We start from the raw sequence: 25,787 nt of genomic DNA, 5'->3' as shown, positions 1-25,787 counted from the left end.
TCTCATCGGTGCCCCGCACTCACCTCACGACGTGGGTGTGGGCGAGGGGGTCGCCGGCGGCGCGGCCGCCACCTGGCGCGCCTCCTTGGTGACCAGAGCGGTGAGCTTCTTCGGCGTCAGCTGGGTCTTGGGGTCCGGGAGGGTGCGCCCGTTGATCTGGACGACGGGGACCGGCCCCAGGCCCGAGGCGGCGTAGTCCTCCTGTGCCTTCTTCACCCAGCCCTGGCGCGAGCCGCGGTCGAGGCAGAGATCGAAGGTGTCGCGCTCGATCTTCTTGGCCTTCTTGGCGATCTCCTTGAGGAGATTGCGGTTCTTCAGACCGTCGGTCGTCGGAGCCGGCTGCTGCTTCCACAGCTGGTCCATGAACTGGCTGAAGCGGCCCTGGTCCTGGGCGCAGGCGGCCGCGGCGGCGGCCTCCCGCGCGCCGCTCCCCCCGTACTGCCGGTCGCTCTGGGTGACCAACCGGTAGTTGATCTGGACCTGGCCGGACGCCAGGAGGTGCGAGAACGTGTCGGCGTACTGCTGGGCGAAGTCGCGCGAGTCGGGGCTGCGCGGGTCCTCGTACACCGTCAGCGTGACCGGGATGGTCGGCTTGACCGGAAGGTCCAGCTTTGTGTCGTCCGTCTTCCCCAAGGCACCGGAGGGCGGCTCGATGGCCGTCGCCTCGTTGGCGCGGGAGAACTGGCCGACGACGACCGCCGCTCCACAGACCACGGCGAGGCCGACGGCCGTCACCGCGTAGTTGCGCCACTTGGCGCCGGAGCTCTTTCGCGTCGCGTCGCCACCGTTGTCCGTTTTCCCTGCGGAGGCCACCATGCGCACCCTTTCACCAGGCATTTCACTGTGCTCGCCGACGGCTCCGGGCGTCCTGCCGGGCCGTTCTCAGCCGTCCTCGCGCGGAGCGGGTCCCAGCTGTGGCACGCACAGTGTGGCAGCTTCCGCTGCCCGCGTCGGTGCCGGGGCCGGAAGCGCCCGCTTCGCACGGTGGCGAGCGGGAGCCTCCGCAGGGCGAGCAGCCCGCCGACGCCCGGGATGCAGGAGAGCCTGACCGACCGGCGGATGGACCGTCGCCAGATTGGTCAGCAGCGCCGGCAGCGAGACCGGCTCGACGGTGGCGGCGGTGCGCAGCGGGTGGCGGGGGGGTGCCCCTATGGGTTTCGTCAACCCGTGGGGGCTGGTTGGGGTTGGTAGAAGGTGCCGTCGCGGAGCATGGCGAAGAGCACGTCGGCTCGTCGTCTGGCGAGGCAGAGGAGGGCTTGGGTGTGGTGTTTTCCCTGGGCGATCTTCTTGTCGTAGTAGGCCCTGGAGACGGGGTCGGCCAGGGCGGCGAACGCGGAGAGGAAGAAGGCGCGTTTGAGCTGTTTGTTTCCTCTGCGCGATGGCTGTTCGCCGCGGATGGAGGACCCGGAACTGCGGGTTGCCGGGGCGAGGCCGGCGTAGGCGGCGAGGTGGGCGGCGCTGGGGAAGCTGCTGGCGTCGCCGATGTCGATGAGGATGCGTGCTCCGGTCCTGACGCCGATCCCCGGCATGGACGTCAGGACCTTGGAAAGAGGGTGAGCCTCCAGCAGTTCCTCGATCCTTGTGGCGAGGAGTTTGCGCTGGTCAAGTACCGACTGGAGCGAGCTGGCGAGGCTGGGGACGATCAATGCGGCCGCGGCCGTGCCTGGCACGACCACTGTCTGCTCGTCCAGGGCGGTGAAGATGTCATCGACGAGCCGTTCCGCCATCCGTGGTGCCTTTGGGCGGATCAGGTTCACCAGCCGACGCCGTCCGGCCTTGCGGACCTGGGCCGGCGAACCGCACTGGTCGAGCAGCTTGAGCACGGCTGGGTGCTGCATTCGCGGTCCCAGTACCCGTTCCAGCGACGGGTGGATCTGTGTCAGCAGTCCCCGCAGTCTGTTGCTGATGCGGGTGGCTTCGCCGGCCAGGTCGTCGTCGAAACCCACGATCATTTCCAGCTCGGCTACTGCCTCGTCGGCAAGCTCGACGGCCCGCAGAGTGTGCGGCATCGACCGGGCCGCGTCCGCGATGATGAAGGCGTCGCGGGCGTCGGTTTTGGCTTCACCGGGGTAGAGGTCGGCGATCCGCCGCATCGTCAGGCCCGGCAGGTAAGCCACGGGGCAGTCCATGTCGCGGGCCACGGCCAGCGGCAGGGCGCCGATGGAGGCGGGCTGGTCGACGACCACGAGCACGGTGCCGTGCTTGGCTTTCAGCTTGGCGAACACGTCGCGGAGCTTGGGTTCGCTGTTGGGCAGCCGCTTGTCGAAGGCCTTCCTTCCGGCCGGAGTGACGGCGGTGGCGTGGTGTTCGCTCTTGCCGACGTCCAGGCCGAGGAAGGCGCCGATCTCACTGACGTCGATCACGTGCGTCCTCTGGTCGTTCCCGCCCGGCCGTCCCACGGCACCGATCGCCACATCCACATTACGAAGAGCCTCCCGACCTGCGGACAAGCCGGTGGTCATGCCCCTAATCAGCGGTCTGTCGATGCCTCCGGAGCCGGTGACACCACCCCCCAGGCCATACGTTCGACAGGGGGAGAAAGTCATGCCAACTCCGAAGGCCGGGCGCCCCATTGCGGGGCCACCAAGAAGGTAATGGGGAGAGGATGTGGAACGGGTGCCTCATGCTCCTGTGGACGAGCCGGGGCGAACGACCATGAGGATGGTCACCGCCGCCCAGAGCAGGTTGAACAGGCCGGTGAACATGGCCAGTTGGGAGGTGGCGGAGCGATCCGGGGCAGGCGCCGGCGGGTCGGCGCCGAGGGCGGCCAGCAGCTCGTCCTGCCGCGGCAGCACCAGCACGACCAGGACGCCGGCGGCGGCCGCGGTCAGCGCGACGGAGGTGACCAGCCAGCCGTCGCCCAGAATCCCCATGGCGGAGGCGGTGGCGAAGCCGAGGACCGGCACGGCCATGCCGATCCCGGCGTACACCCGGCAGATGCGGTGCAGCAGCCGCACGGTGCCCATCCCCTCCGGGCCGCCCGGTTCGCCGGTGTCGCCGGCCAGGGCACGCCGGACGGCGGGCGGAAACATACTGGCCGCCACGGTGACCGGCCCGATCGCGAGGATCGCGGCCAGGACGTGCAGCGAGAGCAGGATCTTCGTCATCGGGCGCCGCCGTCAGACCGAGAGGACGGGGGCGGTGCCGGTTGCCGACCAGACGGTGCCGCGCCGCTCATGCACCAGGACCCGCTCGACGGCAGCAGCCACCCGGGGACCGATCTCCCGCTCGACGAGATGGAGCGCGAGGTCGAGCCCCGAGGTGACACCGCCGCCGGTGACGAGGTCACCGTCGTCCACGACCCGTGCGTCGACGTGCTCGGCGCCGCCGGCCACCAGTACCTCCCGGCCCATGGGATGGGTGCTGACCGGGCGCCCCCTGACGAGCCCCGCCATGGCCAGGATCAGCGAACCGCCGCAGACCGTCGCCACCAGCGTGTCCGGCCGGGCCAGCGCCGCGCCGGCCAGCCGCGGCAGAGCGGTGTCGAGGGTGCGGCGCAGGATCGCCGCGATGGTCCGCTCCGCTTCCGCCTCGCTCAGCTCCGCCGGATCGCGCAGATCACCCACCGCACCCGGCAGCACGACGAGGTCGGCGCGCTCCGGGTCGAGCGCGGCGACGGCCCGCAGCGAGACCCCCGCCAGCCCGCTGGGGACCTCCCGCGGCCCCTCCGCGCTGACCAGCTCGGTCCGGACCGCACCCGCGGTGAGCTGACCGGCACAGTGCAGCACCTCGTAGGGCGCGACGACGTCCAACGGGTCGAAGCCGTCGAACAGAACGAACTGGGCGAGCATGGGGGTGCCCCTTTCTCCTGTCGTGATCACCAGTGCCCGACCACGGTAGGAAGGCGGCCCAGGCCCGCACAGTGGCTGAAATGACAACTTTCCACGGATTCCCGCCAGTGCTCTGCCGATGCCCCCACCAGTGCTCTGCCAGCGCTCCTGCCAGTGCGACGACACGGGTCGCAGGGGTCGATGGCCAGTGATCAGGGAACCCATCCACTGGCGGGAATCCCTCTATCGTGTGGCCATGCACACCGTGGCCATCCTCGCCCTCGACCAGGTGGTGCCGTTCGACCTGGCGGCGCCCCTGGAGATCTTCGGCCGCACCCGGCTGCCCGACGGCCGCCGCCCCTACCGCACACGGGTCTGCGCGGCCACGCCGCAGGTACGGACCGACGGCTTCGCCCTGCACATCGAGCGCGGCCTGGAGGCGCTGGCGGACGCCGACACGGTCATCGTGCCCGGCTGCGCGGAGCAGGCCCCCGTACCGCACCCGGAGGCGCTGCGGGCCCTCCGCGCCGCCGCGGCCGCCGGCACGAGGATCGCCTCGGTCTGTGTGGGGGCCTTCGTCCTGGCCGAAGCCGGGCTGCTGGACGGGCTGCGCGCCACCACCCACTGGGCGGCGGCGGCCGAACTCGCCCGCCGCTACCCGCTCGTCGACGCCCAGCCCGACGCCCTCTACGTCGACAACGGCCAGATCCTCACCTCGGCCGGTGCCGCGGCGAGCATGGACCTCTGCCTGCACATGATCCGGCGCGACCTCGGCTCGGCGGTCGCCGCGGACGCGGCACGGATGTCCGTGATGCCCCTGGAACGGGAGGGCGGCCAAGCCCAGTTCATCGTCCACGAGCATCCGCCGGTGCCGCAGGGCTCCACGCTCCAGCCCGTCCTCGACTGGATCGAGGACAACCTCGCCCACGAGATCACCCTCAAGGCGATGGCCGACCGCTCCGGGATGAGCGAGCGCACCTTCAGCCGCCGCTTCCGCGAACAGACCGGCTCCACCCCGGTGCAGTGGGTGCTCCGGGCCCGGGTCCGCCGGGCCCAGTTCCTCCTGGAGAACACCGACCACCCGGTCGAACGCATCGCCCACCAGGCCGGCTTCGGCTCGCCGACCGCGTTCCGTGAGCGGTTCCGCCGGGTGGTCGGCACCACCCCGCAGTCCTACCGCACCGCCTTCCAGGGACGGCCCCCGGCGCGTCCGGACGGCGTCCCGGCACGTCAGGACGGGGTCGGCGTCCAGACGTAGGGCGTGGTGGTGGTCACGGCGTGGAAGCCCAGCCGGCGCAGGATGGGCGCACTGTCGGCGGAGGCGTCGACCTGGAGGTACTTCACCCCGCGGGCGGCGGCGAGTTCGGCACGGGCGGCGACCAGCGCGCGGTAGATTCCCCGGCCGCGCCAGTCCCGCAGCGTCGAGCCGCCCCACAGACCGGCGAAGTCGGTTCCGTCGCGGAAGACCAACCACGCCGCGCAGACCACCTCGCCGCCGGCCTCGGCCACCATCACGGCGATCTCGTCCGGTGCCGCCGCGATCCGGCTGATCAGATCCTCGGCCAGCCAGCTCCAGTCCTGCCCCCACACGGCCGATTCCATCGCGGCGATGCGGTGCATGTCGGCGTCCGCGGTCACCCGCCGCAGGACCACTCCGTCCGGCAGGACCGGTGCCGCGGCCATCTCCTGCGCCAGGCCGATCAGGACGGTCTCCGGCTCCTCGGGCACGAAGCCCGCGGCGCGCAGCCGGTCGGTGAGGTCGGCCGGCCGGTCGTGCCCCCGGGTCTTCCACTCCACCGCCTCGCCGCGGGCCGCGAAGTAGTCGCGCTGACGGACGATCAGCCGGTCCAACTCTGCGCCGCACACACCGACGTCCCGCGGCGCGCTCACAAAGCCGCGGAACTGGCCGACGATCCGCAGCAGCGGACCGTCCTGCTCGTAGCCGACCCCTTCGGGCGGGGTGGGCGGTACGCCCCGCATCTGCTCGTCGTAGGCCGAGAGCAAGCCGTCGATGTCCGTCACAGGAGAGACGGTACGGGCCATGGCAACTGGTTTTCCGGCCGACGGCCACCGCCGGTCCGATCGCCGCCCCGGCAGCCGACGCGCCTATCGTCACCCAGGACCCCTCAAGCCCTCAGGACTCCCAGGCACTCAACGCCCTTCTGGGGGAACGACGATGACACAACCCACGACGACGGAGCCCAAGCCCATGACCGAGCCCATGACCAAGCCCACGGCCGGACCGACGACCGAGCCCACGACCACGACCATGACTGTCGAGACCGCCACGGTGCGGGGCCTGCGACTGGCCTATGCGGATGCCGGCGGTCCCGGCGAGCCGCTGTTGGCCCTGCACGGCCACTTCGGGCGGGCCCGCGCCTTCGCCGGACTGGCGGCCGCGCTGGCACCGGAGTTCCGGGTGATCGCCCTGGAACAGCGCGGCCACGGCCGGAGCGACCACCCCGACGACCTCTCCCCGGACGCCTATGTGGCCGACGCGGCCGCGTTCGTGCGGGCCCTCGGGCTGGGGCCGCTGCCGGTGCTCGGCCACTCGATGGGCGGTGTGGTGGCCTTCCGCCTGGCGGCGCGCCATCCCGAGCTCGTCCGGGCCCTGGTCGTCGAGGAGGGCGGCGCGCTCAACCGCCGCCCCGAGGTGGCCCATCCGGTCCTGGACGTCCGGGACTGGCCGCGCCGCGCGCCGACGCTGGGCGCACTGCGCCGCGAGGTCGAGGCGCGCGGCATCCCCGACGCCGGCTACTTCCTGGAGAGCGCCGTCGAACGCCCCGACGGCTGGGGCTTCCTCTTCGACCACGCGGACATGATGCGGTCCCAGGAGGCCCTGGTCGGTGACTGGTGGCCCGACTGGCTGGCCGGCACCTGCCCGGCACTGCTGCTGCACGGCCTGGACAGTTTCGTCCTGCCGACGTCGATGGCACGGGAGATGGCCGAGCGCCGGCCGGCCACCACCCTGCGGGAGTTCCCCGGCTGCGGCCACTGGCTGCACGACGACGATCCGACCGGATTCGCCACGGCGGTGAGGGAGTTCCTGACCGCACTGTGAACAGTCGCCCTGCCTGTACCGCCGACAGAGTGTGCCGCCGACCGGGCGTGCTGTTGACCGGCCGTGCTATTGACTGGCCGTGCTATTGACCGGGCGCGCAGGCGACCGGGTACGCCGGCGACCGGGCGCGCGGCCCGCCGTCGGCGCACTCCGGTCGTCTCGTCGGCTACCGGCCCAACAGCCCGTCCACGATGCGGCCGTAAAGCCACCGCGCCGACCAGGCCACCACAGGGCGCAACGTCCCGGGGACCCCGCGCGGCCGCACCTCTCCGCTCCACACGACGCGGCAGCCCCCAGCCCTGGGCGCCACCTCGATCTCCGACCACCCGCCCACGACCCGCCCCCGCTTCTCGATCCGGCACCGCCCCACCGCCGTCCCGTCGCCCGAGGCGCCGGGCGGCTCCCACCGCACCACACGCATCTCATCGTCGAACGCCAGCGGCCCGAGCCCGGTACGGGCGACGAACGTGGTGCCCTCGTGCGTCGGAGGGGGCGTCGTCACGGTGATCGCGGTCAGCGGCACCCGCGCGGAGTGCGCCTCCCAGCACACCAGCCGCTGCCACGCCGCGTCGGGGGAACACGGCGCGACGCGCTCGATCCGGAACCCGGCCACCACTCCATGCTACGCAGCCGCCGGATTCCCACACCTCGACAGCGTCCGCCCGCTACAACTCCCGCGTCATGAACGCGCTGTTCGGATCGGGCCGGTAGCCCGCGAACGGCTCGCAGCGCACGAACCCGAACTTCGCGTAGAGCCGCCGGGCAGGCAGAAAGAAGTCGGCCGCCCCCGTCTCCAGACTCAACCGCCGAAAGCCCCTGGACCGGGCCTCGTCGATGAGGCGGGTGAGCAGCAGTGAGGCGATCGCGATCTGCACGGGGGCTTGCTCCTACGCTCGGGACGGGGCGGCGTCGGCCGCGCTCACCGGCTCCCGGCCGGTGGTTCCGCGACCGGAAACAGTATGGGGCTGAGCAGGTGCCGGGAACGGTGGGGAGTCGGTCCGTTGGCCAGTCGCGGCGCGATGACACTGCGCAACTCGCCGATCATCTCCCGGAGTTCGCTGTCAGTCAGCCATACGGCGTGCTGCCGGTATCCCACCAGATCGTCCACCGGCGCGGCGTGCTCCTGGTCGAGATAGGCGTTGAACTCGGTGAGCAGGACGGTCATGGCGACGGCGAACGCACGGCGGTGGTCGTCGGGAGTCAGCGAGGCGACGGCCTCCCCGCCCGCGTCTTCGTCCTCGGCCACAGCATGGGCGGCAAGGTCGCCCCGCGCGTGGCCGCGGCGGAACCGTCCGTCGCCGGCCTGGTGATCCTCGCCGGCGACACCCAGCCGATGCACCGGGCCGCCGTCCGCGTCGCCCGCCATCTCGCCGACCTCGCCCCGACTCCCGGGGCCCAGGCACTCGTCGACACCCTCACCCGCCAGGCCGCCCTCGTCGACAGCCCCGACCTCTCACCCGCCACACCCGCCGCCGACCTGCCCCTGGGCCTCTCCGGCTCCTACTGGCTGGACCTGCGCGCCTACGACCCAGTCGCAACCGCCGCCACGCTCGACATCCCCCTGCTCATCCTCCAGGGCGGACGCGACTACCAAGTCACCGTCGAGGACGACCTCGCCGGCTGGCGGACCGGCCGGGCACACCGCCCGGAGGTCACCGTCCACGTCCACGACGCCGCCGACCACCTCTTCTTCCCGGGAGCCGGACCTTCCACCCCCGCCGACTACCAACGCCCCCAGCATGTGGACCCCGCGGTCATCGCCGACATCGCCACCTGGCTGGCTCCAGGCATGGACGCCTGAACGACCCGACGCCGCCCCGTGGTTCAGGCCGATGGGCAACCGTGACTGCGGACCGGTTCCCGGGGCGGGCCGCTGGACGCGCATGGACCGCGGCGCTCCGGCAGGCGTCCGTGCGACGCAGTAGCGCGACGATCCGGGCGCCCCGCCCCTACGCGGGTGCGAGGTACTGCGCCACCCCGTTGCCGAGCGACCAGTCACTTGAGGTGTTCTCGGTCAGCAGGACGAACACATTGCGCGGTTCGGTGCCCGCGTACTCCTGGGCCAGTTCGGCGATCCGCCGGTAGAGCGCCTGCTTCTGCTCGTCCGTGCGTCCCGTGCGCAGGGTGATCGCCACGTAGACGATGTCGTCGTCGCGCTGCACGCCGTAGTAAGTGCCGTGGCGCAGCGTGCTGTTGACGCCGTCGTGGCTGGTCAGGACCTGGAATCGGTCGTCCGGCGGGATGCCGATCGTCTCGACCAGGGCGTCCTGCACGGCGCGGCCGAGCGCATCGAGCCGCTCGCCGTCGGCCCGCAGTGCGTCGATGCGTACGAAGGGCATGTCGGTTCTCCTCGCGGATCTATGGGGCCGATGGCTGACAGCTCCACGGCACTACGGCCCTTCGGCGATCAGTGTTCTGCGGAAAGCCTCCGGCCTGAGTGTACATACTAGTAGTTACAGTAGTTGCGATTTCGCGGAGTCGTGTGACCTGGGCCGCGGGACATCGAAAGGCGCCGGCGGGTGGCTCTTCCTGTGTTGTGAGCCCAGGTCTATCGGTCAGCTGGTGATACGCCAGGTCAGGGGATCAGCCGCTGTTCCTTGGCCGCGGCGACCGCGCCAGCCCGGGTGTCGACGCCGAGTTTGGCGTAGATGCGGACGAGGTGTGTCTTGACGGTCGCCTCGCTGATGAACAGGGCGCGGGCGATCTCACGGTTGCCCAGGCCACGGGCGAGCTGGGCCAGGATGTCCAACTGGCGGTCGGTGAGCGCGGCATGGGGCTTGCGTACGCGTTCCATCACGCGGTTGGCCGCGGGCGCCGACAGCACGGCCCGCCCCTCCGCCGCCGCCGCGATCGCGGCGAACAGCTCCTCGGGCCGCTCGGCCTTCAGGAGATAGCCGGTCGCGCCGACCTGGACGGCGCGGGTGACATCGGCGTCGGTGTCGTACGTGGTGAGCACCAGGACGCGGGCGCCCGGGACCTCGGTGACGAGGCGGCGGGTGGTCTCGATCCCGTCGATGCCGGTGCCCAGGCTGAGGTCCATCAGCACCACGTCGGGCCGCTGTTTGGCGGCGACCGCCAGGGCTTCCTCGCCGGTGGCCGCCTCGCCGACGACCTCGATGCCCGGTTCGGCGGACAGCAGGGCGCGCAGACCGGCCCGGACCACGGCGTGGTCGTCGCAGAGCAGCAGGCGGATCCGCCGGCCGGGCGTGGCGGCGCGGGCGTCGGGGGAGTGCGGGGTACGGGACATGCGGGTCACTCCTCGTCCGGGCCGGCCGCCGGGCCGCTCGCCCGGAGCGGCACGGACGCGGAGACCACCGTCCCCTCCCCGGGGTGGGATTCGACGGTCAGCGTGCCGTCGAGCTGACGCAACCGGGCCGCCATGGCCCGCAGCCCGTGTCCGCGGTGGGGCGCCGACGCCTGCGCGCCTTCCTGCTCCGGGGTGAAACCACGGCCGTTGTCGGCGATGTCGAGGACCACGTCCTCGTCGAGATAACTGAGGGTCAGTACCGCGTCCTTGGCCCGCGCGTGCTCGCGCACGTTGGCGACGGCACCCTGGGCCACCCTCAGCAGGCCCGCCTCGACGGCCGGCGGCAGCGGAACGGGCTCGCCGTCGATCCGGAAGCGCACGGCCGGGCCGCCGACCTCCGGGTCCGCCGCGGCGCCCTCCGCGGCCGCCCCGGCGGCGGTCTCGCGCCGGGCCAGCGCGCGCAGGGCCTCGGGCAGTCCGCCCCCGCCGGAGAGATCGGCGGGCGCCAGGTCGTGCACGAACCGGCGGGCCTCGACGAGATTGCGTTCCGCGATGGCCGACGCGGTGGCCATGTGCTGATGCGCCGCTGCCGGGTCCGTCTCCCACAGCCGCTCGGCTGCCTGGAGCAGCATCCGCTGACTGGACAGTGCCTGGGCGAGGGTGTCGTGGATCTCCATCGACAACCGTTCGCGTTCGGCCAGCATGCCCGCCCGCCGCTGGCTGGAGGCCAGCACCCGGCGGGTCCGCACCAGATCCTCGATGAGCGTGTGCTGCCTGGCCGCCTGCCGCTGCATATGTGTGAAGACCGTCGCGGCCAGGCCCGCGACCACCGGTGGCACGACGATCAGCAGCGGGTCCGGGCCGTTGATCCGCACCTGTGCGACGACCACCAGCACCGCCAGCACGGTGATCAACGCCAGCGCGGCACGCGCCGGGAGCAGCTGCAGCGCGGTGTAGACGATGGCCACCGCACTCCAGGCGAAGCTCGGTGCCTGGAGGACGAGCGCCACCCAGCCCAGGACGAAGACGCCGAGCCAGGCACGCCGCCACCGTGGCGCGATCGCCCCGTCCGCAGCCGGCCGCGCCACGTACGCGACCGCCAGGAGCGCGGTGAGCGCGATCACCCACCAGGTGCCCGGGGCGCCGGGATGACGGGTCAGGAAGCGGGCCATCGCGGCGATCAGCAGCAGGACGAAGGAGGCCGAGATCACCGCCTCCATCCCGCGGCCGGCCGGCGCCACCGCGGTGTCCGTCCGCGGTACGCCGTCCGCCGCCTCGGTCCGGCCACCGCTCACGTGCTTCACGTCCATCCCTGATTCGTAGCCCGGTTTCCGGCCCACGCCCGTCATCCGATCGGTTGACACCGACGTCATCCATGATGCTCCGCGGCCCCATCCGCTCCGTCGACGGCGGTCCACCGGCGGCCGCCAAGGATGGGAGCACCGCAACCACTGCGGACCCCACGGCCACCCGGCCCCGGGGTGACGAAGAGGAGCAGACCCCATGAAGATGCCGTCCCCGCGTACCCGGATCCTCACCGGAGCGGTCGCGCTGGCCGCCGTCGGCGTGACCGCGGTCGGCGCCGTCGCCGTAGCGGCCCCGGACGCCGGCGGCCGGACCCCGTCGGCCCCGGCCGCGCAGACCCGGCCCCGGAACGTCGTCGCCACCGACCACCTGACCGTCCACGCCGCGGCCGAGGCGGCCCGGGCCGCGCTCGACGCCGCCGAGAAGGCCGACCAGCGTGTGTCGGTCGCCGTGGTGGACCGCAACGGCAACACCCTGGTCACGCTGCGCGGCGACGGCGCCGGCCCGCAGTCGTACAAGGCGGCCGAGGCCAAGGCGTTCACCGCGGTGTCCTGGAACGCGCCCACCTCGGCACTGGTCAAGCGCCTGGAGCAGGCACCCACCCTGAAGGACATCCCGGGCACGCTGTTCCTCGCCGGCGGAGCCCCCGTCCAGGCCAAGGGCGCCCCGATCGCCGGCATCGGCGTCGCCGGCGCACCCAGCGGCGACCTGGACGAGCAGTTCGCCCAGGCCGGCGCCGCCGCGCTCAACCAGTAGGCGGCGCCTGCCACTTGACGGCCCGGCGGTGCCGGCGCAGGCTCCACGGCCCTCCCGTGAAGCCTGCGCCTGCCCGGCCCCGTCCCCGCCGATCCCCGCCCGCCGACACTGCGAACGGGAACGGGATCAGGATCGCGGACGGGAACGGCGACGAAAACGCCCAGGTCTTCACTCCCGCGCGGTCGCGTGCAAGGGTGTCCAGCAAGATCGTTGAGCCGTGCGGCCGCCGCGCCGCCCACCGTTGGAGGGTGCCCGATGAACCGCAGCCGGACCGTACTGGTGACGGGAGCCTCGCGCGGCATCGGCCGCGCCGTCGCCACGGCCTTCGCCGCCGACGGCGACCGGGTCGCCCTGCACTACGCGTCCAGCCGGGAGGCGGCCGAAGACACCCTGCGCGCCCTGGAGGGCAGCGGCCACGTCCTCGTCCAGGGGGACATCGGCACCCCGGACGGCGCGGCCGCCGTGGTCGCCTCGGCCGTCGAAGCGCTCGGCCCGATCGACGTCCTGGTCAACAACGCCGCGGCGAACATCGCGCACCCCCTGGCCACCACCTCCTACGAGGACTGGCAGGACGCCTGGCGGCGCACCGTGGACGTGAATCTGCTGGGCACGGCCCACGTCACCTACTGCGTGGCCCGGAACATGATCGACCACAAGATCGAGGGCCGTATCGTCAACATCGGTTCCCGCGGCGCCTTCCGTGGCGAGCCGGACCACCCCGCCTACGGTGCGACGAAGGCCGCCCTGCACGCCCTGGGCCAGTCGCTCGCCGTCTCGCTGGCCCCACACGGCATCGCGGTCGCCTCGGTCGCGCCCGGTTTCGTCGCCACCGAACGGGTCGCCGACCGGATCACCGACGCCGTGGAGCAGCAGAGCCCGTTCGGACGGGTCGCCGCGCCCGAGGAGATCGCCGCCGCCGTGCGGTACCTCGCCTCGCCGGAGGCGGCCTGGTCCTCGGGCGCCGTGCTGGATGTCAACGGGGCGTCATACCTGCGCTGAGGCCGTCACGGGCGCCGCGTCGGGCGGGCGGGTGGCGTAGGCGAGGGCGCCGGGGCTCAGCATCTCCTCGACCACGTCGAGGAGTTCCAGGATCGCCGCCGCGATCGCGTCCGGCTTCTCGCCGGCCACGATGCGCCGCCCGATCTCGCCGTAGACCAGCGAGTGGAACCAGCCGATCTGACCGGCGACCACGCGGGGCGTCGGATCGCCCGGTGCGGCACCGGTCTCCTCGGCCAGTACGGTGCCGAGCGCGTCGGTCATCTGCCGGCCGAGGTCTTCCAGCCGGGCGGTGAGGGTGGGAGCGGCCCGCATCATCTCGAAGACCCGGCCGAAGCCCGCCGACAGGCCCACCTTGCGGTCGCGCCGCCGCAGTTCGTCGCGGAGGTGGGCCAGGACCGCCCGGGCCGCCGACTCCCCGGGCTCGCGGGCGCGGACGATGTCGGCGAGCCGCTGCGGGGATGCCTGGTCCGGAGGCAGGACCAGGTCCTCCTTGGACTCGTAGTAGTTGTAGAGGGTGTTGACGGAGACCTCCGCGGCCGCCGCGACCTCGGCGATGGTGACGCGGTCGAAGCCCCGCTCCACGAACAGCCCGACGGCCACTTCGGAGATCCGCTGCCGGGTCTGCCGCTTCTTCCGTTCCCGCAGTCCTTCAGCCATGCCGCAACCCCGACTCCAACCTCGACCCGATCACCGGAACCACTCCTTCGGAAGCCACCGCGCCGAGTCCCGGGCCCGGGCGGTGAGATGGCCGACGTACGCATCGCGGACCTCGGCCGCCGACGCGAAGCCCGGTTCGTCGACGAGCCAGGCATCGGGAACGGCGGAGACGACCTCGCGCAGCAGCCGTGCGGTGACCCGAGGGGCGAACTCGGCGTCGGCCGCGGCCATGTCGGGCCGTCGGGCGCCCAGCACATGGTGCCGGAAGTCGTACGCCCTCAGGGCCGCCTCCGTCGCGGTGTCCCAGCGGTGGTGGAAGACGAGGGCGGCGCCGTGGTCGATCAGCCACAGCCGCGGGCGCCGATGACCGGAGGTGGGCCAGGCCATGAGATTGGGACTGTGCGTCGTCCGGTCGACGTTCGCGGTGAACGCGTCCAGCCAGACGATCCGGGCGGCCTCCACCGGATCGACGTCGAGTGCGTCCACGCCGTCCGGTGCCACGTCGGCGGCTCCCGGCAGATAGTCCATGCCGAGGTTGAGCCCCGCACTGGCGTGCAGCAGGTCCTGGACCTCCTGGTGCGGTTCCGCCGCGGCGACCGCGGGGTCGAAGTCCACCAGGACCAGCTCCGGCACCCGCAGCCCCAGCCGCCGGGCCAGTTCGCCCACGATGATCTCGGCCACCAACGCCTTGCGTCCCTGTGCCGAGCCGGTGAACTTGACGACATAGGTCCCCAGGTCGTCGGCCTCCACGACACCTGGGACGGAACCCCCGCTGCGCAACGGCTCCACGTACCGCACGGCGGTCACCCTACGCAGCGCCCCCGACCCCGTGGTCATCGCTCCCGCCCTCCCCGATTCCCCGGCGAACCCGACCGACGAGCCCACCCGGACGAAAAATGCATCGTACTCCAAACTTGCAGTCCACTACGATTTTCTCGTGGAGCGGCCCCGGTAGGCGGGCCCGGCCCGGTAGCGGAAGGCAGGACGACATGACCGGCACGGACGAGCGCGAGGCGGCGGTGCGGCGCGCCAACGAGGCCCTGCAGGCGTACACCCTCTCCGGCGACGGCTGGCGCAGAGGTCCCGGCGAGACCCTGCAACGCGTCCTCGCCGATCTGCTGCACTGGTGCGAGGACACCCAGCGCGACTTCGACGCCGCGCTGCGACGGGCTCGCGCCCAGCACGCCGCGACGGGCGACGGCACCACGCGCGGCGCCTGACCCGCCACCGCCGAACGGCGCATGAGGACCTCGGAGTGCCGCCTGATGAGAGGGAGTTCGACCGGTGAGCGGCGAGGAGAGACCGGAACGCCACCGCCAGGCCGCAGGTGAGGCCACCCGCAGGGTCTGGACGGAATCGATGCATGCCACCGCGCGGCCGTGGTCCGGCACCCGGGTGCTGGTCGACCGCAGCCTGCCGCTGGGACGTCTCTGCGGGGTGGCCTACCCGGACGTCTGGACCGCCGTCACTCCGATACATCTCAGCCATGCCCGGGTCCTGGCGGGGCGGCTGCGGACCGGTGTGCCGGGCGCCCTTCGGGACGAGGGCGGCGAGGCCGCGTGCTGGCTGGACGAGGTCTGCCCCGACTGCGGTCGACCCGCCGAATCCCAGGGGGTCCCGGTCTGCACGTACTGCCATGCGTCGATGGCATGTTGACGGGCGGGGCCGATGAGCACGAAGTGATGCCGTGGTCGGCATCGCTGAAACGACGCGAAAGAGGGAATTGTCCGCTGCTGGCTCAATGGTGACGTTCCGTGTGCCGAAGGGAGGAGAAGCGAGCGGCAGTGGGTCGCTTGGACTGAGCGAAAGGTTCGGAATGTCACGGATCACTCGGATCACCGCCATGGCCGTGCTCGCGGCCGGGACCGCGCTGGGCGGGAGTTCGGCAGCCTTCGCCGACAGTCACGCGGGGGGCGCCGCCGTCCGTTCGCCCGGCGTGCTGTCGGGCAACCTCATCCAGATCCCGTTGGACGTTCCCATCAACGTGTGCGGCAACACGGTCGACGGCCTGGCCCTGCTGAACCCGGCCTTCGGCAACATCTGCGTCAACGGCGGGAAGCACAAGGAGAAGCACCACGGCCACGAAGGCCGCCGCTAGCGCCAACGCTGCCGGCCGTGTGAGCCGCGGTTGCCAGGCTACGGACCCGCCCCGTCCCCACCGGTCGTCCCGGTGGGGACGGGGCGGGTCCGGTTGTGTGCCGTGCGGGTGTCGCACCTGGCTCAGGGCGCCGGATTCTCCGCCGGCTCCGTGGCGGGGTTGCGCAGCCCCTCGGTCGCGTCGGCGACCCGTCGCAGCAACTCCAGGAAAGTGGACCGCTCTTGAGCGTCCAGTGGAGCCAGGAAGATCTGGTTCATCCGGGCGGTCCGTCCGGCGAGCCGGCGGTGCAGCCCGGTGCCCTCGTCGGTGAGGCGGAGCACGGAGCGCCGGCCGTCCCGGGGGTCGCGGACCTTGTCGACCAGGCCGCGCGCGGTCAGGCGGCGGACCACCTCGGCGATGGTGGAGCGGTCGAGGCCGACCCGCTCGCCGACCGTCCGCTGGTCGAGGCCGTCCTCGCCGACCAGGGCGTTGAGCACGGCGAACTGTGGGGAGGTGACGTCCTCCGACACGACCGTGGTCCACAGCAGCGTGTGTGCCTGCTGCAACCGCCGGGCCAGGTGGCCGGGATGGGTGCTGAGGTCGAGCGCGTGCACGGTGGGGACCTGTTCCTCTCGCAGATGCTCACTGCACTGAGGGTCTTGCCCTCGAATCCTCATCATGCCACGCTTCAAAACTGCCGGCAGTTAGTCAGTGTACTGATTATTTTGCAGGGTCGGGGCATTCGGGACCGGGGAGGAGCGGGGATGGACAAGGTGGTGGCTTCGGCCGCCGAGGCGGTGGCCGACGTGGGGGAGGGGGCGTCGCTGGCCGTCGGCGGCTTCGGGCTCGGCGGCGTGCCGGAGGTACTCCTGCACGCCCTTTACGAGACGGGGGTCGGCGGCCTCCGCGTCGTCTCCAACAACTGCGGCGCCATGGACCGCGGGCTGGCCGTGCTGCTCGCCGCGGGCCGGATCGCCCGCGTCACCGGTTCGTACATCGGCGCCAACAAGGAGTTCGCGCGCCGGTATCTGGCCGGCGAGCTGGAGGTCGAGCTGATCCCGCAGGGGACGCTCGCCGAGCGGCTGCGCGCCGGGGGCGCGGGCATCCCCGCCTTCTACACCCCGGCGGGCGTCGGCACCCAGGTCGCCGACGGCGGGCTGCCCTGGCGGTACGACGGCGCGGGCGGGGTCGCGGTGGCTTCGCCGGCCAAGGAGGTGCGGGAGTTCGACGGGCAGCGCTTTGTGCTGGAGCGGGGGATCCGCACCGACTTCGGCCTGGTCCGGGCCGCCAAGGGTGACCGGCACGGCAATCTGGTCTTCGCCAAGTCCGCCCGGAACTTCAACCCCCTTGCGGCGATGGCCGGACGCGTCACCCTCGCCGAGGTGGAGCAGCTGGTCGAGCCCGGCGAGCTCGATCCGGACCAGGTCCATCTGCCGGGCATCTTCGTCCAGCGCGTCCTGGTACTCACCCCGGAACAGGCCGCCGACAAACACATCGAACGGCGCACCGTCGCCGCACCGGAGCCCCGGGGAAGGGAGGCGCGCTGATGCCGTGGACCCGTGAGGAGATGGCCGCGCGGGCGGCCGGTGAGCTGACGGACGGTCAGTACGTCAACCTCGGCATCGGACTGCCCACCCGCATTCCCGACCACCTGCCCGAAGGCATGGAGGTGGTCCTGCAGTCGGAGAACGGGATCCTGGGGACCGGGCCGTATCCCACCGAGGAGGAGATCGACCCGGATCTCATCAACGCCGGCAAGGAGACCGTCACCGTCCTGCCCGGCGCCGCCTACTTCGACTCCGCCCTGTCCTTCGGGATGATCCGCGGCGGCCACATCGACGTTGCGGTGCTCGGCGCCATGCAGGTGTCCCGGTGCGGCGACCTCGCCAACTGGGCCGTCCCCGGGAAGTTGATCACCGGGATCGGCGGTGCCATGGACCTGGTGCACGGCGCCCGCACCGTCCTCGTGGTCATGACCCACACCGCCAAGGACGGCTCGGCCAAGCTCGTCGCGGACTGCACGCTCCCGCTCACCGGACGGGCCTGTGTCGACCGCGTCGTCACCGATCTCGGCGTGTTCGACATCGCGGAGGGCGGCTTCGAACTCGTCGAGCGGGCGCCCGGCGTCACGGTCGAGGAGATCGTCGTGAAGACGGGCGGACCGGTCCGCATCCCGCGCCGGGTGGGGGAGGGGAGCCGGTCCTTCGCTTCGCCGCCCGCGCCGCACTCCTCGTCACGGTCCGGGGAGTGATCCGCCGGCCCAGTGTTCCCTTGGCCCAATCAGCCCTGGAAGGAAGGGAGTTCAGCGAGGATGGCAGCTACTCAACGCGAGATCGATCGTGAGATCGCGCGGGAGCGGGAGGCGTACGAGCAGGCCGTCGCCGGGGGCGTCCCGCGCGCCGCGCATCCGGACCGGAACTATCCGCCGTACCGCTCCAGCGCGCTGCGCCACCCCCGGCAACCCCTCGTCCAGGTGGCGCTGCGGCAGGACCCGGAGGCCGTCGAACTGGCCTCGCCCGCCTTCGGCCGCGCCGACGTCACCGAGCTCGACCACGATCTGACCCGCCGGCACCAGGGCGAACCGCTCGGTGAGCGCATCACCGTCAGCGGCCGGCTGCTGGACCGCTCCGGCCGACCCGTACGGGGCCAACTGGTCGAGATCTGGCAGGCCAACGCCGCCGGGCGCTACGCCCACCAGCGGGACCAGCACCCCGCGCCGCTCGACCCGAACTTCACCGGCGTCGGCCGGACGTTGACCGGCGACGACGGCGGCTACACCTTCACCACCATCAAACCCGGCGCCTACCCCTGGCGGAACCACACCGGAGCCTGGCGGCCCGCCCATATCCACTTCTCGCTCTTCGGTACCGCGTTCACCCAACGGCTGATCACGCAGATGTACTTCCCCGGCGACCCCCTCTTCCGCCACGACCCCATCCTGCAGTCCGTCACCGACGCCGCCGCACGGCAACGGCTGGTCGCCCGCTACGACCACGGCCGGTCGGTGCCGGAGTGGTCCCTGGGCTACCACTGGGACATCGTCCTGGACGGTCCGACCGCCACGTGGATCGAGGAGGGGCGTTGAGCGGGCGATCGAGCCCCCGTCCCATGGAGCCCCATCCCTTCGACATCCGGCCGCAGGGTGCGGCGGAGACGGTGTTTGTGGAGTGTGTATGAGCGACGACCGAGACGCCGGCCTGCTCGATCCGGTGCGCGTGGGATCGGCGGCCGAGACGGCCACCGGCGACACCGCGTTCCTCCAGGCGATGCTGGACGCGGAGGCCGCCCTCACCCGAGCCCAGGCCGCCGTCGGTCTGGCGCCGGGCGAGGCGGCCCGGGAGGTCACCGAGGCCGCCCGCGCCGACCGCTTCGACGCCCGCGAACTCGCACTGCGGGCCCGGGCCGGCGGCAATCCGGTCATCCCACTGGTGGCCGCACTGACCGCCGCGGTGCCCGACGCCCAGGCGCCGTATGTGCACCGCGGTGCCACCAGTCAGGACATCCTCGACACGGCGTCGATGCTGGTCGCCCACCGGGCGCTGCGGCCGGTCCTGGCCGACCTGGAAGGCACGGCCGGCGCCCTGGCCCGCCTCGCCGCCGAGCACCGCGACACACCCATGCCGGGCCGCACCCTCACCCAGCACGCCGTCCCCACCACCTTCGGACTCAAGGCCGCCGGCTGGCGCAGTCTGGCGCTGGACGCCCGGGACCGCCTGAGCGCCGTACGTCGCAGCTTGCCGGCCCAACTGGGCGGCGCAGCAGGCACGTTGGCGGCGTTCCAGGCGTACGCGGAGGCGGCAGAGGGCCCGGTGCGCGCGGTGTCCGCCGAATCGATGCTCCTCCTCGTCGGTGCCTACGCCCGCGAAGTCGGGCTTGCCGAGCCCACGATGCCCTGGCATGCCCTGCGCACCCCGGTTGCCGATCTGGCCGCGGCCCTGGCGTTCACCGCCGGAGCGCTCGGCAAGGTCGCCGCCGATGTGCTGGTGCTCTCCCGAACCGAGATCGGCGAGTTGAGCGAGGGCGCCGGCGGCGGTTCGTCGGCCATGCCGCACAAGGCGAACCCGGTCCGGGCCACGCTGCTGGCCGCCGCCGCGCGCCGGGCGCCCGCGTCGGCCGCCGTGCTGTACGGCTGCGTCGCCGCGGAGGACGAGCGCCCCGCCGGGGCCTGGCATGCGGAGTGGGAGACCCTGCGGGACCTCCTCCGCCTGGTCGGCGGCGCGGCCCGGGACGCCGCGGAACTCGCCTTGGGCCTGCGGGTGCACGCCGAGCGGATGCGGGCGAACCTCGATCTGACCGAGGGAATGGTCGTCTCGGAGCGGCTGACGGCCGTCCTCGCCGCCCGGCTGGGCCGGACCCGAGCCCGCGACCTGCTGACCGAGGCCGCCCGCACCGTCCGTAGGAGCGGCGGCAGTCTCGCTGAGGCGCTCTCGTCGGAGCCCGCCCTGAAGGAGGTCGACTTGGGCTCCCTGACCGACCCCGCCCGCTACACCGGCGCGGCGGCGGCGCTCACCGACCGTGCCCTCGCCCGACGGTGAGCGTGCCGAAACGAACCTCCAACGTCCGTATCACAGCAGAGAACTGACGGCCCATCATTCAATGTGGCCACAGGCGGAGCAGACGAACTGGCTCTCCTGTGTCGGATTCCCGTCCCGGTCCGTCTCGACCGTCCGGTACATGGTGCCGCCGCACTTGCTGCAGCCTCGGGTCTGAATGAGCTGGCCCATGGGCAGGTCCTCCCTCGGGGAGCGCGTGCGGCACCTGCCGCGCAGCGCTATCGCGTAGTCGAGCAGGACGAACGCCTCCTGGCGCCACCGTTCGCGAAGGGTGATGTCGTCCGGGGTCTCACCGGTCGCCGCGACGCGACCGCATCGATAACACCAGTGTCGATTACTCTGCGGGTCAGGCTCAAGCATCGGCAAGCGGCAGTCAGGACAGTCCACTGTCGGCCTCCTTGACGAACCCGCACCGCGCACAGACGGCGATCGGGTGCCCGTCCCGATCGCGTTGGCCCCACATGGTGTTCCGGCACTGCGGGCAGCCGCTGGTGTGGATGCCGCGCGGCCCGAGCGGCGGCGGCTCGGGTGTGGACTCCACATACGCGATGATCAGCGCCCGGTCCCGCTCGCTGTTTCCTGCCATCCGCAGCAGATTCGCCAGCCGTGACCGTGCTTCGTCGGCGAAGGTCCCCATGGCGCGGAGGGTATCCGGCTCGCGCCCCCGAGACGACGACCTACCCCGGAGTGCACTCGATCAGTTGAGCTGATCCGTGCCGCGGGCCTGGGCCTCTGCGTGACGTCGCAAGGGCGCCCGGCCGTTGATCGCGCCGGGCGCGTCGGCGGCGCCCGTGTCTCCGTCGGCCCCGCCGGTTCGCGCGTCCGTCCCGGCCGGTCACCGGCCCGGACCGAAGCCCGGGCCGTGCTCGATGTCCGGCCGTGTCGCCTGCGAGACGTCGAACTCTCCGTGCGATGCGAGGAGTTGGTGTTTCGTAGTCCTGACCGCCGCCTGGCCGCTCTGTCGTTGTCCGTACGGTTCGAACGCGTCGTCATGGCCCGGCAGTTGAGGGTGGACGGTGCACACCCTCGCCGGGTGTGGACGCGCCCTCGCCGGCAGCGCCCCTCGCCGTGCATCCGGACTGGGACGTGCCTGCGCGGACGGGCGCGTCGGCGCGATCGCCGGCCGGTGGCTCCGGCCCGGTGACGGCCAGGGGCCGGAGCCGACGCGACCGCTCGCCCCGCTCGCACCACCCGATCGGAGGGGCGACACCACTCGCCCGGCCCCGCGCCGCCGCGCCGGAGAAGCCGCCTTCTCCTGCGCGGTGGCGCGACGGAGTGAACGGTGTACCCGTTAGGACGCAGCAGGATCGCCGGGGCGCCGGAAGATAACGAACATTACGTAACTGAGGGGGCTATAGACATCACTCCACTATGAGGTCCCGTAATGGATCAGCAGATTGCCCAGGTGAAGATTCACCCCGCCATCGGCATAGCCAGGGTCGGCAACAGTGACCACGCGTACTACATCGGGCCGGAGTCGCCGGACCAGCCGCCGCTGCCGCCGGGCTCTTACAAGGACGGCTCAGGCAAGATCATCAAGCAGGCCGCGCGGTTCCGGCTCTACGGCTACAACAAGGCCGGCGAGGTCGTCCGGGAACTGGAGACGGGCCAGGACGACGTCACCGAGATCCGGTGGTCGGTGCACCTCGCCAACAAGAAGGCCGCCTGGTATCAGTTCCACTTCCCGCTCGACATCCCGGAGGCCAAGGACCCGACGAAGCTGAAGCCGGACATGCGACGGCGGCGGAACGCCACCGTGAAGGGTGCGGAGCGCAAGAAGCTCGTCATCGACTCCGGTCGGCAGACCATCGAGGTGCCTCAGGAGAAGCCCTTCACCCTCGCCGGGGAGATCATGGGGAAACCGATCACGCTGGGTCAGGCGTTCGCCGAATCCGGTGGCCGGCTGGTCGTGACCGGCGGCGACGGCGCGTCGGCCTCCTGGGACGAGAAGAACAACCCCATCTCCGGTGTGGCCAACAACGACACTTGGTACGACAACATCTCCGACGGCCCGATCACCGCCGAGGTGACCATCGGAGGCGTGACCAAGACCGCCAGCCCGGCCTGGGTCGTGGTCGGCCCGCCCCACTACGCCCCCGGCGTGAAGACCATCCGTACCCTCTACGACCTGCTCTACGACGTGTTCGTCACCGAGAAGACCCTGAAGGTCGGGCCCCGGCCCTCCTACCCGGAGGACGTCGAACCGCTGCTGGCCCGCTTCTGTGAACTGCAGTGGGTCAACCACGGCTTCGCCACCCAGTTCGGCTGGCGGGGCCCGTACCACTTCCTCGACCCGGCCATGCGCAAGCGCCTCAACGACACCAGCGAGACCAACCGGGACCTGCGCCGCCAGATCTACCACCAGATGCGCGACTACGAGCGGGACGGCATGTCGCCGGTGCCCTGGCCATGGCTGTACGGCGACGCCATGTCGGGCAAGAAGCCCGACTCCGTACGGCAGCACCTCACGCTCTCGCCCACCCAGGACTGGATCCTGGCCCGGTGGGCCGACGGCGACTTCGTCCCGGGACCGCCCCGCACCGGCTACCCCGACGTGGACCAGGCCCCCATCGCCCGACAGCCCGGTCTGCTGGACCGCGCGGCGCTCGACAACTGCGCCGCCGACGCCTTCCACCCCGGCAGCGAGGTCACCTGGCCGATCCGCCACAAGACCATGTTCTCCGAGCCGTTCCGCATCCTGCACCGTGCCGAGGGCACCCAGGAACCGGACTACGGCGACGAGTTCAAGGTCGACGACATGCTGGGCAAGACCGGCCCGCTCTACGCGCAGAGCCCCGGCGACCTCACCCGCTGGATGGCCGCACCCTGGCAGTGCGACACCGCCAGCTGCCGCTTCGGCTACCAGGTGGTGAACCAGCTCGGCCCGCGCTACAGCCCCTATCTGCCCACCTTCTGGCCCGCCCAGATGCCCAACCACGTCCTGAAGAAGGCCGACTTCGACATCGTCAACACCAAACCGGTCGGCGGCGACGACACCGCCCGGGAGAAGGCGTTCGAGAACCGGGCGGTCTGGCTGCGCGGCCTCAAGAACGTGAAGTACAACGACCAACGTCGGCAGATGATCGACGACTGGTTCAAGTTCGGCATCGTCGAGCCGCACGAATACAAGGTGGGCGACGGCAAGTTCCCCAAGTACATGCAGGTCGAGTCCGAGCCCAGCTACGACCGGGCCCCGGACCACGCCAACCTCATCAACATCCATGTGCCCGAGGCCGGCGTACCCCGGCTGGCCGCGGCCGCTGGTACCTGGCGCGGCGCCATCCCCGCCGAGGACGTCGAGTCGGCCCTGGTCCAGCAGGCGGTCGAGGAGGCCAAGGCGCTGACCGGCTACGACGAGACGGCGATCGCCGCCGGCTACCTGGAGAAGCTCGACCCGTTCCACGAGAACCAGTGAGCCGAGAACCGCGGGCCCCCGCGCCCGCCTATGACGTGGTGGTCGCGGGCGGCGGCCCGGCCGGTTGCGCCGCCGCGCTGACCCTCGTCCGGGCGGGGCGCCGGGTGCTGCTGGCCGACGCCGGCACCGGCCCGCCCAAGGTCGGCGAGTCGCTCGTCTCCGTGGGGCGGCTGATCCTGGCCGACCTCGGCGTCGAGCGCCCGGTGCTGGGCGGCGGCCATCTGCCCTGCCACGGCAACCAGTCCGCCTGGGGCTCGTCCGCACTGCACGAGGTGGACTTCCTCCGCGACCCCTACGGCCACGGATGGCATCTCGACCGGGCGCTCTTCGACCGGCGGCTGCGGGCGGCCACCCGGGCCGCGGGCGCGGACGTCGCCGAACGCACCGCCGTACGAGGCCCCGTCCGGCAGCCCGACGGCAGTTGGCGGGTCCCGCTGCGCGACCGCGGCACCAGGGGCGGCGACCGCACGGTCCGCTGCCGCTGGCTGGTCGACGCCACCGGCCGGGGCGCCGCGCTCGCCGTCCGCGCCGGCGCCCGCCGCCGCACCGGCGACCGGCTCACCGCCCTGCACCTCCTCCTCGACCCGGCGCGGGACGGTGCCACCGACGGCCGTTCGCTGGTCGAGTCCGACCAGGACGGCTGGTGGTACACCGCTCTGCTGCCCTCCCGGCAGCGCCTGGTCGCCTACTTCACCGACCCCGACCTGCCCCTCGCCGCCGTCCGCGGCGCCGAGGGGTTCCGCGACCGGCTGCTGGCCACCCGGCACGTCTCCGGCCGGGCCCGTCCGCACGGGCTCGACGCCCTCCGGCCGCCCCGCCGCGCCCCCGCGCACACCGCCCATCTGGACCGGGTGCACGGGGACGGCTGGACGGCCGCCGGGGACGCGGCCGCCGCCTTCGACCCGCTCAGCTCCCAGGGCATCCTGACCGCCCTCTACACCGGGCTGAGCGCGGGCGAGGCGGTGGACGGCCAACTGCGCGGCGACCGCACGGCACTGGCCGACTACGCGGCGAAGGTCGCCACCGCACGTACCGCCTACCAGGACGGCCACCGCGCCGTCCACGCTCAGGAAACCCGATGGGCCGGCCGCCCCTTCTGGGCCAGACGGCACACCAACCCCACCCCACCCCACGAAAGGCGCCCGCACACCATGAACACCGCACCCGACTCGACCCAGCACGACGGCCACGGTGGCCACTTCCACCGCTTCCTCATCCTGGGCAAGGAAAAGCTCTTCTTCTACCACCTCGCCCTCTACAGCGAGACCTCCGGCCACAACTACCAGGCCGTCTACACCTTCGACGTCCCGGACGCCCTGCGCGACAAGTACCGGGAGGACCTGAAGGCGAACGAGGACAAGTGGGTGTTCTACTCGCTGCAGTGCCCGGAGCACTTCCTGCTGCCGGACCTGAAGCCGGGCAAGGAGTTCAACGTCTACCTGGAGCGCGTCCTCGTCTCGGACGGTGGTGCCACGCGCAAGTTCGAGAAGATCACCACCACGCTGACCAGGGTGAAGTGCCAGGAGGTTCTGAGCTTCCGCAAGCTCGGGGGCGCGGACTACCCCTACCCCGACTACCTCACCTACCTGGTGTTCGGCGAAGGCAAGGAGATCCACCTCGCCCACCAGCTCGCGCAGAAGCCGAACTGGGACGAGGTCGTCACCGTCGTCACCGACCAGACCATCGACCCCGCGACGCTGAAGAAGGTCCCGACGCTCGTCATCGAGTCGATCAAGGACCCCAGGGAAGTGATCAAGAAGAGCAAGCTCGAAAAGGGCAAGAAGTACCAGGGCCGGCTCAACGGGAGCAGCCCGACGATCGACTTCACCGTCGGCCGCCAGGGCTGGTGGAACCACACCAGTCTCAACAACCCCTGACGGCGCCCGGTGGCCCGGGCCGCGAACTCCGCGCGGACCGGGCGCACTTGATGCTCCGTCGGATCCAGGT

Annotated in this window: 28 protein-coding genes and 1 pseudogene; 14 read left to right on the top strand and 15 right to left on the bottom strand. The window is 71.9% G+C overall.

Annotation, left to right across the window (positions count from 1 at the left end; translation table 11 throughout):
• Positions 1 to 24: 24 nt before the first annotated feature.
• From K2224_RS19065 to K2224_RS19050, 4 genes are all read right to left on the bottom strand, one after another.
• Positions 25 to 816 carry a thioredoxin domain-containing protein gene (locus K2224_RS19065; protein ID WP_221907717.1) on the bottom strand — a complete coding sequence of 264 codons (792 nt, stop codon included), beginning with the start codon at positions 814 to 816 and terminating at the stop codon, positions 25 to 27.
• A 344-nt stretch (positions 817 to 1,160) separates the two neighbouring features.
• Entirely contained in the window at positions 1,161 to 2,363 is a 1,203-nt protein-coding gene (locus K2224_RS19060) for an IS110 family transposase (RefSeq protein ID WP_221909414.1), read from the bottom strand.
• 258 nt (positions 2,364 to 2,621) lie between these two features.
• Positions 2,622 to 3,107: a hypothetical protein gene (locus K2224_RS19055; RefSeq protein ID WP_221907716.1), complete on the bottom strand. Its 486-nt coding sequence runs from the start codon at positions 3,105 to 3,107 to the stop codon at positions 2,622 to 2,624.
• A 12-nt stretch (positions 3,108 to 3,119) separates the two neighbouring features.
• A complete protein-coding gene (locus K2224_RS19050) occupies positions 3,120 to 3,791 on the bottom strand; it encodes a DJ-1/PfpI family protein (RefSeq protein WP_221907715.1) in 672 nt (223 codons plus the stop codon).
• A gap of 235 nt (positions 3,792 to 4,026) precedes the next feature.
• Between K2224_RS19050 and K2224_RS19045 the strand changes: the two genes are divergently transcribed.
• Positions 4,027 to 5,028 (top strand): GlxA family transcriptional regulator, encoded by a 1,002-nt coding sequence (locus tag K2224_RS19045; RefSeq protein WP_221907714.1) that lies wholly within the window; start codon positions 4,027 to 4,029, stop codon positions 5,026 to 5,028.
• On the opposite strand, the gene K2224_RS19040 is transcribed toward K2224_RS19045, so the two are convergent.
• The gene (locus K2224_RS19040) at positions 5,001 to 5,813 is read right to left on the bottom strand and encodes a GNAT family N-acetyltransferase (protein ID WP_399018990.1); all 813 of its coding nucleotides are present in this window, start codon (positions 5,811 to 5,813) and stop codon (positions 5,001 to 5,003) included. The two genes, K2224_RS19045 and K2224_RS19040, sit on opposite strands and share 28 nt — an antisense overlap.
• Positions 5,814 to 5,979: 166 nt before the next feature.
• Between K2224_RS19040 and K2224_RS19035 the strand changes: the two genes are divergently transcribed.
• Positions 5,980 to 6,831 (top strand): alpha/beta fold hydrolase, encoded by an 852-nt coding sequence (locus K2224_RS19035; protein ID WP_260692788.1) that lies wholly within the window; start codon positions 5,980 to 5,982, stop codon positions 6,829 to 6,831.
• Between the two features lie 166 nt (positions 6,832 to 6,997).
• Here the strand turns inward: K2224_RS19035 and K2224_RS19030 are convergent, their stop codons facing one another.
• The 3 genes and pseudogenes from K2224_RS19030 to K2224_RS19020 all read right to left on the bottom strand — a co-directional run bounded on the left by K2224_RS19030 (position 6,998) and on the right by K2224_RS19020 (position 8,077).
• Positions 6,998 to 7,444, bottom strand: a complete 447-nt coding sequence (locus K2224_RS19030) for an SRPBCC family protein (RefSeq protein WP_221907712.1) — start codon at positions 7,442 to 7,444, stop codon at positions 6,998 to 7,000.
• 52 nt (positions 7,445 to 7,496) lie between these two features.
• Positions 7,497 to 7,694 (bottom strand): annotated as a pseudogene (locus K2224_RS19025) (GNAT family N-acetyltransferase); the annotation flags it as partial.
• 56 nt (positions 7,695 to 7,750) lie between these two features.
• Positions 7,751 to 8,077, bottom strand: coding sequence for a hypothetical protein (locus K2224_RS19020; protein ID WP_221909978.1), 327 nt, complete (start codon positions 8,075 to 8,077; stop codon positions 7,751 to 7,753).
• A 27-nt stretch (positions 8,078 to 8,104) separates the two neighbouring features.
• On the opposite strand from K2224_RS19020, the gene K2224_RS19015 reads away from it, so the two are divergent.
• Entirely contained in the window at positions 8,105 to 8,632 is a 528-nt protein-coding gene (locus K2224_RS19015; RefSeq protein WP_260692787.1) for a S9 family peptidase, read from the top strand.
• A gap of 148 nt (positions 8,633 to 8,780) precedes the next feature.
• Here K2224_RS19015 and K2224_RS19010 read toward each other — a convergent pair whose 3' ends face one another.
• From K2224_RS19010 to K2224_RS19000, 3 genes are all read right to left on the bottom strand, one after another.
• Positions 8,781 to 9,170 (bottom strand): tautomerase family protein, encoded by a 390-nt coding sequence (locus tag K2224_RS19010; RefSeq protein WP_221907711.1) that lies wholly within the window; start codon positions 9,168 to 9,170, stop codon positions 8,781 to 8,783.
• A gap of 236 nt (positions 9,171 to 9,406) precedes the next feature.
• Positions 9,407 to 10,078, bottom strand: coding sequence for a response regulator transcription factor (locus K2224_RS19005; protein ID WP_221907710.1), 672 nt, complete (start codon positions 10,076 to 10,078; stop codon positions 9,407 to 9,409).
• 5 nt (positions 10,079 to 10,083) lie between these two features.
• Positions 10,084 to 11,388 carry a sensor histidine kinase gene (locus tag K2224_RS19000; protein ID WP_221907709.1) on the bottom strand — a complete coding sequence of 435 codons (1,305 nt, stop codon included), beginning with the start codon at positions 11,386 to 11,388 and terminating at the stop codon, positions 10,084 to 10,086.
• A gap of 193 nt (positions 11,389 to 11,581) precedes the next feature.
• Here K2224_RS19000 and K2224_RS18995 point away from each other — a divergent pair, with 193 nt between their 5' ends.
• Positions 11,582 to 12,139, top strand: coding sequence for a heme-binding protein (locus K2224_RS18995; protein WP_221907708.1), 558 nt, complete (start codon positions 11,582 to 11,584; stop codon positions 12,137 to 12,139).
• 255 nt (positions 12,140 to 12,394) lie between these two features.
• Positions 12,395 to 13,138, top strand: a complete 744-nt coding sequence (locus K2224_RS18990) for an SDR family NAD(P)-dependent oxidoreductase (RefSeq protein WP_221907707.1) — start codon at positions 12,395 to 12,397, stop codon at positions 13,136 to 13,138.
• Here K2224_RS18990 and K2224_RS18985 read toward each other — a convergent pair.
• Positions 13,124 to 13,795: a TetR/AcrR family transcriptional regulator gene (locus tag K2224_RS18985; RefSeq protein WP_221907706.1), complete on the bottom strand. Its 672-nt coding sequence runs from the start codon at positions 13,793 to 13,795 to the stop codon at positions 13,124 to 13,126. The genes K2224_RS18990 and K2224_RS18985 overlap by 15 nt on opposite strands.
• A gap of 30 nt (positions 13,796 to 13,825) precedes the next feature.
• Positions 13,826 to 14,632 (bottom strand): HipA family kinase, encoded by an 807-nt coding sequence (locus K2224_RS18980; RefSeq protein ID WP_221907705.1) that lies wholly within the window; start codon positions 14,630 to 14,632, stop codon positions 13,826 to 13,828.
• Positions 14,633 to 14,784: 152 nt separating this feature from the next.
• Here K2224_RS18980 and K2224_RS18975 point away from each other — a divergent pair, with 152 nt between their 5' ends.
• The 3 genes from K2224_RS18975 (at position 14,785) to K2224_RS18965 (ending at position 15,893) form a co-directional block, all read left to right on the top strand.
• Positions 14,785 to 15,015, top strand: coding sequence for a hypothetical protein (locus K2224_RS18975; RefSeq protein ID WP_221907704.1), 231 nt, complete (start codon positions 14,785 to 14,787; stop codon positions 15,013 to 15,015).
• Between the two features lie 64 nt (positions 15,016 to 15,079).
• Positions 15,080 to 15,451 carry a hypothetical protein gene (locus K2224_RS18970; protein ID WP_260692786.1) on the top strand — a complete coding sequence of 124 codons (372 nt, stop codon included), beginning with the start codon at positions 15,080 to 15,082 and terminating at the stop codon, positions 15,449 to 15,451.
• Positions 15,452 to 15,611: 160 nt separating this feature from the next.
• Positions 15,612 to 15,893 (top strand): chaplin, encoded by a 282-nt coding sequence (locus tag K2224_RS18965; protein WP_221907703.1) that lies wholly within the window; start codon positions 15,612 to 15,614, stop codon positions 15,891 to 15,893.
• Between the two features lie 122 nt (positions 15,894 to 16,015).
• Here the strand turns inward: K2224_RS18965 and K2224_RS18960 are convergent, their stop codons facing one another.
• Positions 16,016 to 16,486, bottom strand: coding sequence for a MarR family winged helix-turn-helix transcriptional regulator (locus tag K2224_RS18960; RefSeq protein WP_221907702.1), 471 nt, complete (start codon positions 16,484 to 16,486; stop codon positions 16,016 to 16,018).
• 150 nt (positions 16,487 to 16,636) lie between these two features.
• Between K2224_RS18960 and K2224_RS18955 the strand changes: the two genes are divergently transcribed.
• The 4 genes from K2224_RS18955 (at position 16,637) to pcaB (ending at position 20,407) form a co-directional block, all read left to right on the top strand.
• A complete protein-coding gene (locus K2224_RS18955; RefSeq protein WP_221907701.1) occupies positions 16,637 to 17,419 on the top strand; it encodes a CoA transferase subunit A in 783 nt (260 codons plus the stop codon).
• A complete protein-coding gene (locus tag K2224_RS18950) occupies positions 17,419 to 18,123 on the top strand; it encodes a CoA transferase subunit B (protein WP_221907700.1) in 705 nt (234 codons plus the stop codon). Before K2224_RS18955 ends, K2224_RS18950 begins: the two co-directional genes overlap by 1 nt.
• 60 nt (positions 18,124 to 18,183) lie before the next feature.
• Positions 18,184 to 18,957: a protocatechuate 3,4-dioxygenase subunit beta gene (gene pcaH, locus K2224_RS18945; RefSeq protein WP_221907699.1), complete on the top strand. Its 774-nt coding sequence runs from the start codon at positions 18,184 to 18,186 to the stop codon at positions 18,955 to 18,957.
• Positions 18,958 to 19,045: 88 nt separating this feature from the next.
• Positions 19,046 to 20,407, top strand: a complete 1,362-nt coding sequence (gene pcaB, locus K2224_RS18940; protein ID WP_221907698.1) for a 3-carboxy-cis,cis-muconate cycloisomerase — start codon at positions 19,046 to 19,048, stop codon at positions 20,405 to 20,407.
• Between the two features lie 391 nt (positions 20,408 to 20,798).
• On the opposite strand, the gene K2224_RS18935 is transcribed toward pcaB, so the two are convergent.
• Positions 20,799 to 21,062, bottom strand: coding sequence for a hypothetical protein (locus K2224_RS18935; protein ID WP_221907697.1), 264 nt, complete (start codon positions 21,060 to 21,062; stop codon positions 20,799 to 20,801).
• Positions 21,063 to 21,809: 747 nt separating this feature from the next.
• Here K2224_RS18935 and K2224_RS18930 point away from each other — a divergent pair.
• Positions 21,810 to 23,840, top strand: coding sequence for a LodA/GoxA family CTQ-dependent oxidase (locus K2224_RS18930; protein WP_221907696.1), 2,031 nt, complete (start codon positions 21,810 to 21,812; stop codon positions 23,838 to 23,840).
• Complete coding sequence (locus tag K2224_RS41420) at positions 23,837 to 25,717, top strand: FAD-dependent monooxygenase (RefSeq protein WP_313904785.1); 1,881 nt, start codon at positions 23,837 to 23,839, stop codon at positions 25,715 to 25,717. Before K2224_RS18930 ends, K2224_RS41420 begins: the two co-directional genes overlap by 4 nt.
• Positions 25,718 to 25,787: the final 70 nt, after the last annotated feature.

This window comes from Streptomyces sp. BHT-5-2 (assembly GCF_019774615.1).
GTDB lineage: Bacteria > Actinomycetota > Actinomycetes > Streptomycetales > Streptomycetaceae > Streptomyces.
This window is presented reverse-complemented; position numbering and strand designations above follow the sequence as displayed.

Excerpts from the sequence above, each read along its gene's own strand:
- K2224_RS19035 (WP_260692788.1), top strand. The coding sequence starts at position 5,980 with ATGACCGAGCCCATGACCAAGCCCACGGCCGGACCGACGACCGAGCCC.
- K2224_RS18950 (WP_221907700.1), top strand. The coding sequence starts at position 17,419 with ATGCCGTGGACCCGTGAGGAGATGGCCGCGCGGGCGGCCGGTGAGCTG.
- K2224_RS19000 (WP_221907709.1), bottom strand. The coding sequence starts at position 11,388 with ATGGACGTGAAGCACGTGAGCGGTGGCCGGACCGAGGCGGCGGACGGC.
- K2224_RS18930 (WP_221907696.1), top strand. The coding sequence starts at position 21,810 with ATGGATCAGCAGATTGCCCAGGTGAAGATTCACCCCGCCATCGGCATA.
- K2224_RS18935 (WP_221907697.1), bottom strand. The coding sequence starts at position 21,062 with ATGGGGACCTTCGCCGACGAAGCACGGTCACGGCTGGCGAATCTGCTG.
- K2224_RS19045 (WP_221907714.1), top strand. The coding sequence starts at position 4,027 with ATGCACACCGTGGCCATCCTCGCCCTCGACCAGGTGGTGCCGTTCGAC.
- K2224_RS19050 (WP_221907715.1), bottom strand. The coding sequence starts at position 3,791 with ATGCTCGCCCAGTTCGTTCTGTTCGACGGCTTCGACCCGTTGGACGTC.
- K2224_RS18955 (WP_221907701.1), top strand. The coding sequence starts at position 16,637 with ATGGACAAGGTGGTGGCTTCGGCCGCCGAGGCGGTGGCCGACGTGGGG.
- pcaH (WP_221907699.1), top strand. The coding sequence starts at position 18,184 with ATGGCAGCTACTCAACGCGAGATCGATCGTGAGATCGCGCGGGAGCGG.
- K2224_RS18985 (WP_221907706.1), bottom strand. The coding sequence starts at position 13,795 with ATGGCTGAAGGACTGCGGGAACGGAAGAAGCGGCAGACCCGGCAGCGG.
- K2224_RS18965 (WP_221907703.1), top strand. The coding sequence starts at position 15,612 with ATGTCACGGATCACTCGGATCACCGCCATGGCCGTGCTCGCGGCCGGG.
- K2224_RS19055 (WP_221907716.1), bottom strand. The coding sequence starts at position 3,107 with ATGACGAAGATCCTGCTCTCGCTGCACGTCCTGGCCGCGATCCTCGCG.
- K2224_RS18975 (WP_221907704.1), top strand. The coding sequence starts at position 14,785 with ATGACCGGCACGGACGAGCGCGAGGCGGCGGTGCGGCGCGCCAACGAG.
- K2224_RS18995 (WP_221907708.1), top strand. The coding sequence starts at position 11,582 with ATGAAGATGCCGTCCCCGCGTACCCGGATCCTCACCGGAGCGGTCGCG.
- K2224_RS18990 (WP_221907707.1), top strand. The coding sequence starts at position 12,395 with ATGAACCGCAGCCGGACCGTACTGGTGACGGGAGCCTCGCGCGGCATC.
- K2224_RS19040 (WP_399018990.1), bottom strand. The coding sequence starts at position 5,813 with ATGGCCCGTACCGTCTCTCCTGTGACGGACATCGACGGCTTGCTCTCG.
- pcaB (WP_221907698.1), top strand. The coding sequence starts at position 19,046 with ATGAGCGACGACCGAGACGCCGGCCTGCTCGATCCGGTGCGCGTGGGA.
- K2224_RS19065 (WP_221907717.1), bottom strand. The coding sequence starts at position 816 with ATGGTGGCCTCCGCAGGGAAAACGGACAACGGTGGCGACGCGACGCGA.
- K2224_RS18980 (WP_221907705.1), bottom strand. The coding sequence starts at position 14,632 with ATGACCACGGGGTCGGGGGCGCTGCGTAGGGTGACCGCCGTGCGGTAC.
- K2224_RS19010 (WP_221907711.1), bottom strand. The coding sequence starts at position 9,170 with ATGCCCTTCGTACGCATCGACGCACTGCGGGCCGACGGCGAGCGGCTC.
- K2224_RS19005 (WP_221907710.1), bottom strand. The coding sequence starts at position 10,078 with ATGTCCCGTACCCCGCACTCCCCCGACGCCCGCGCCGCCACGCCCGGC.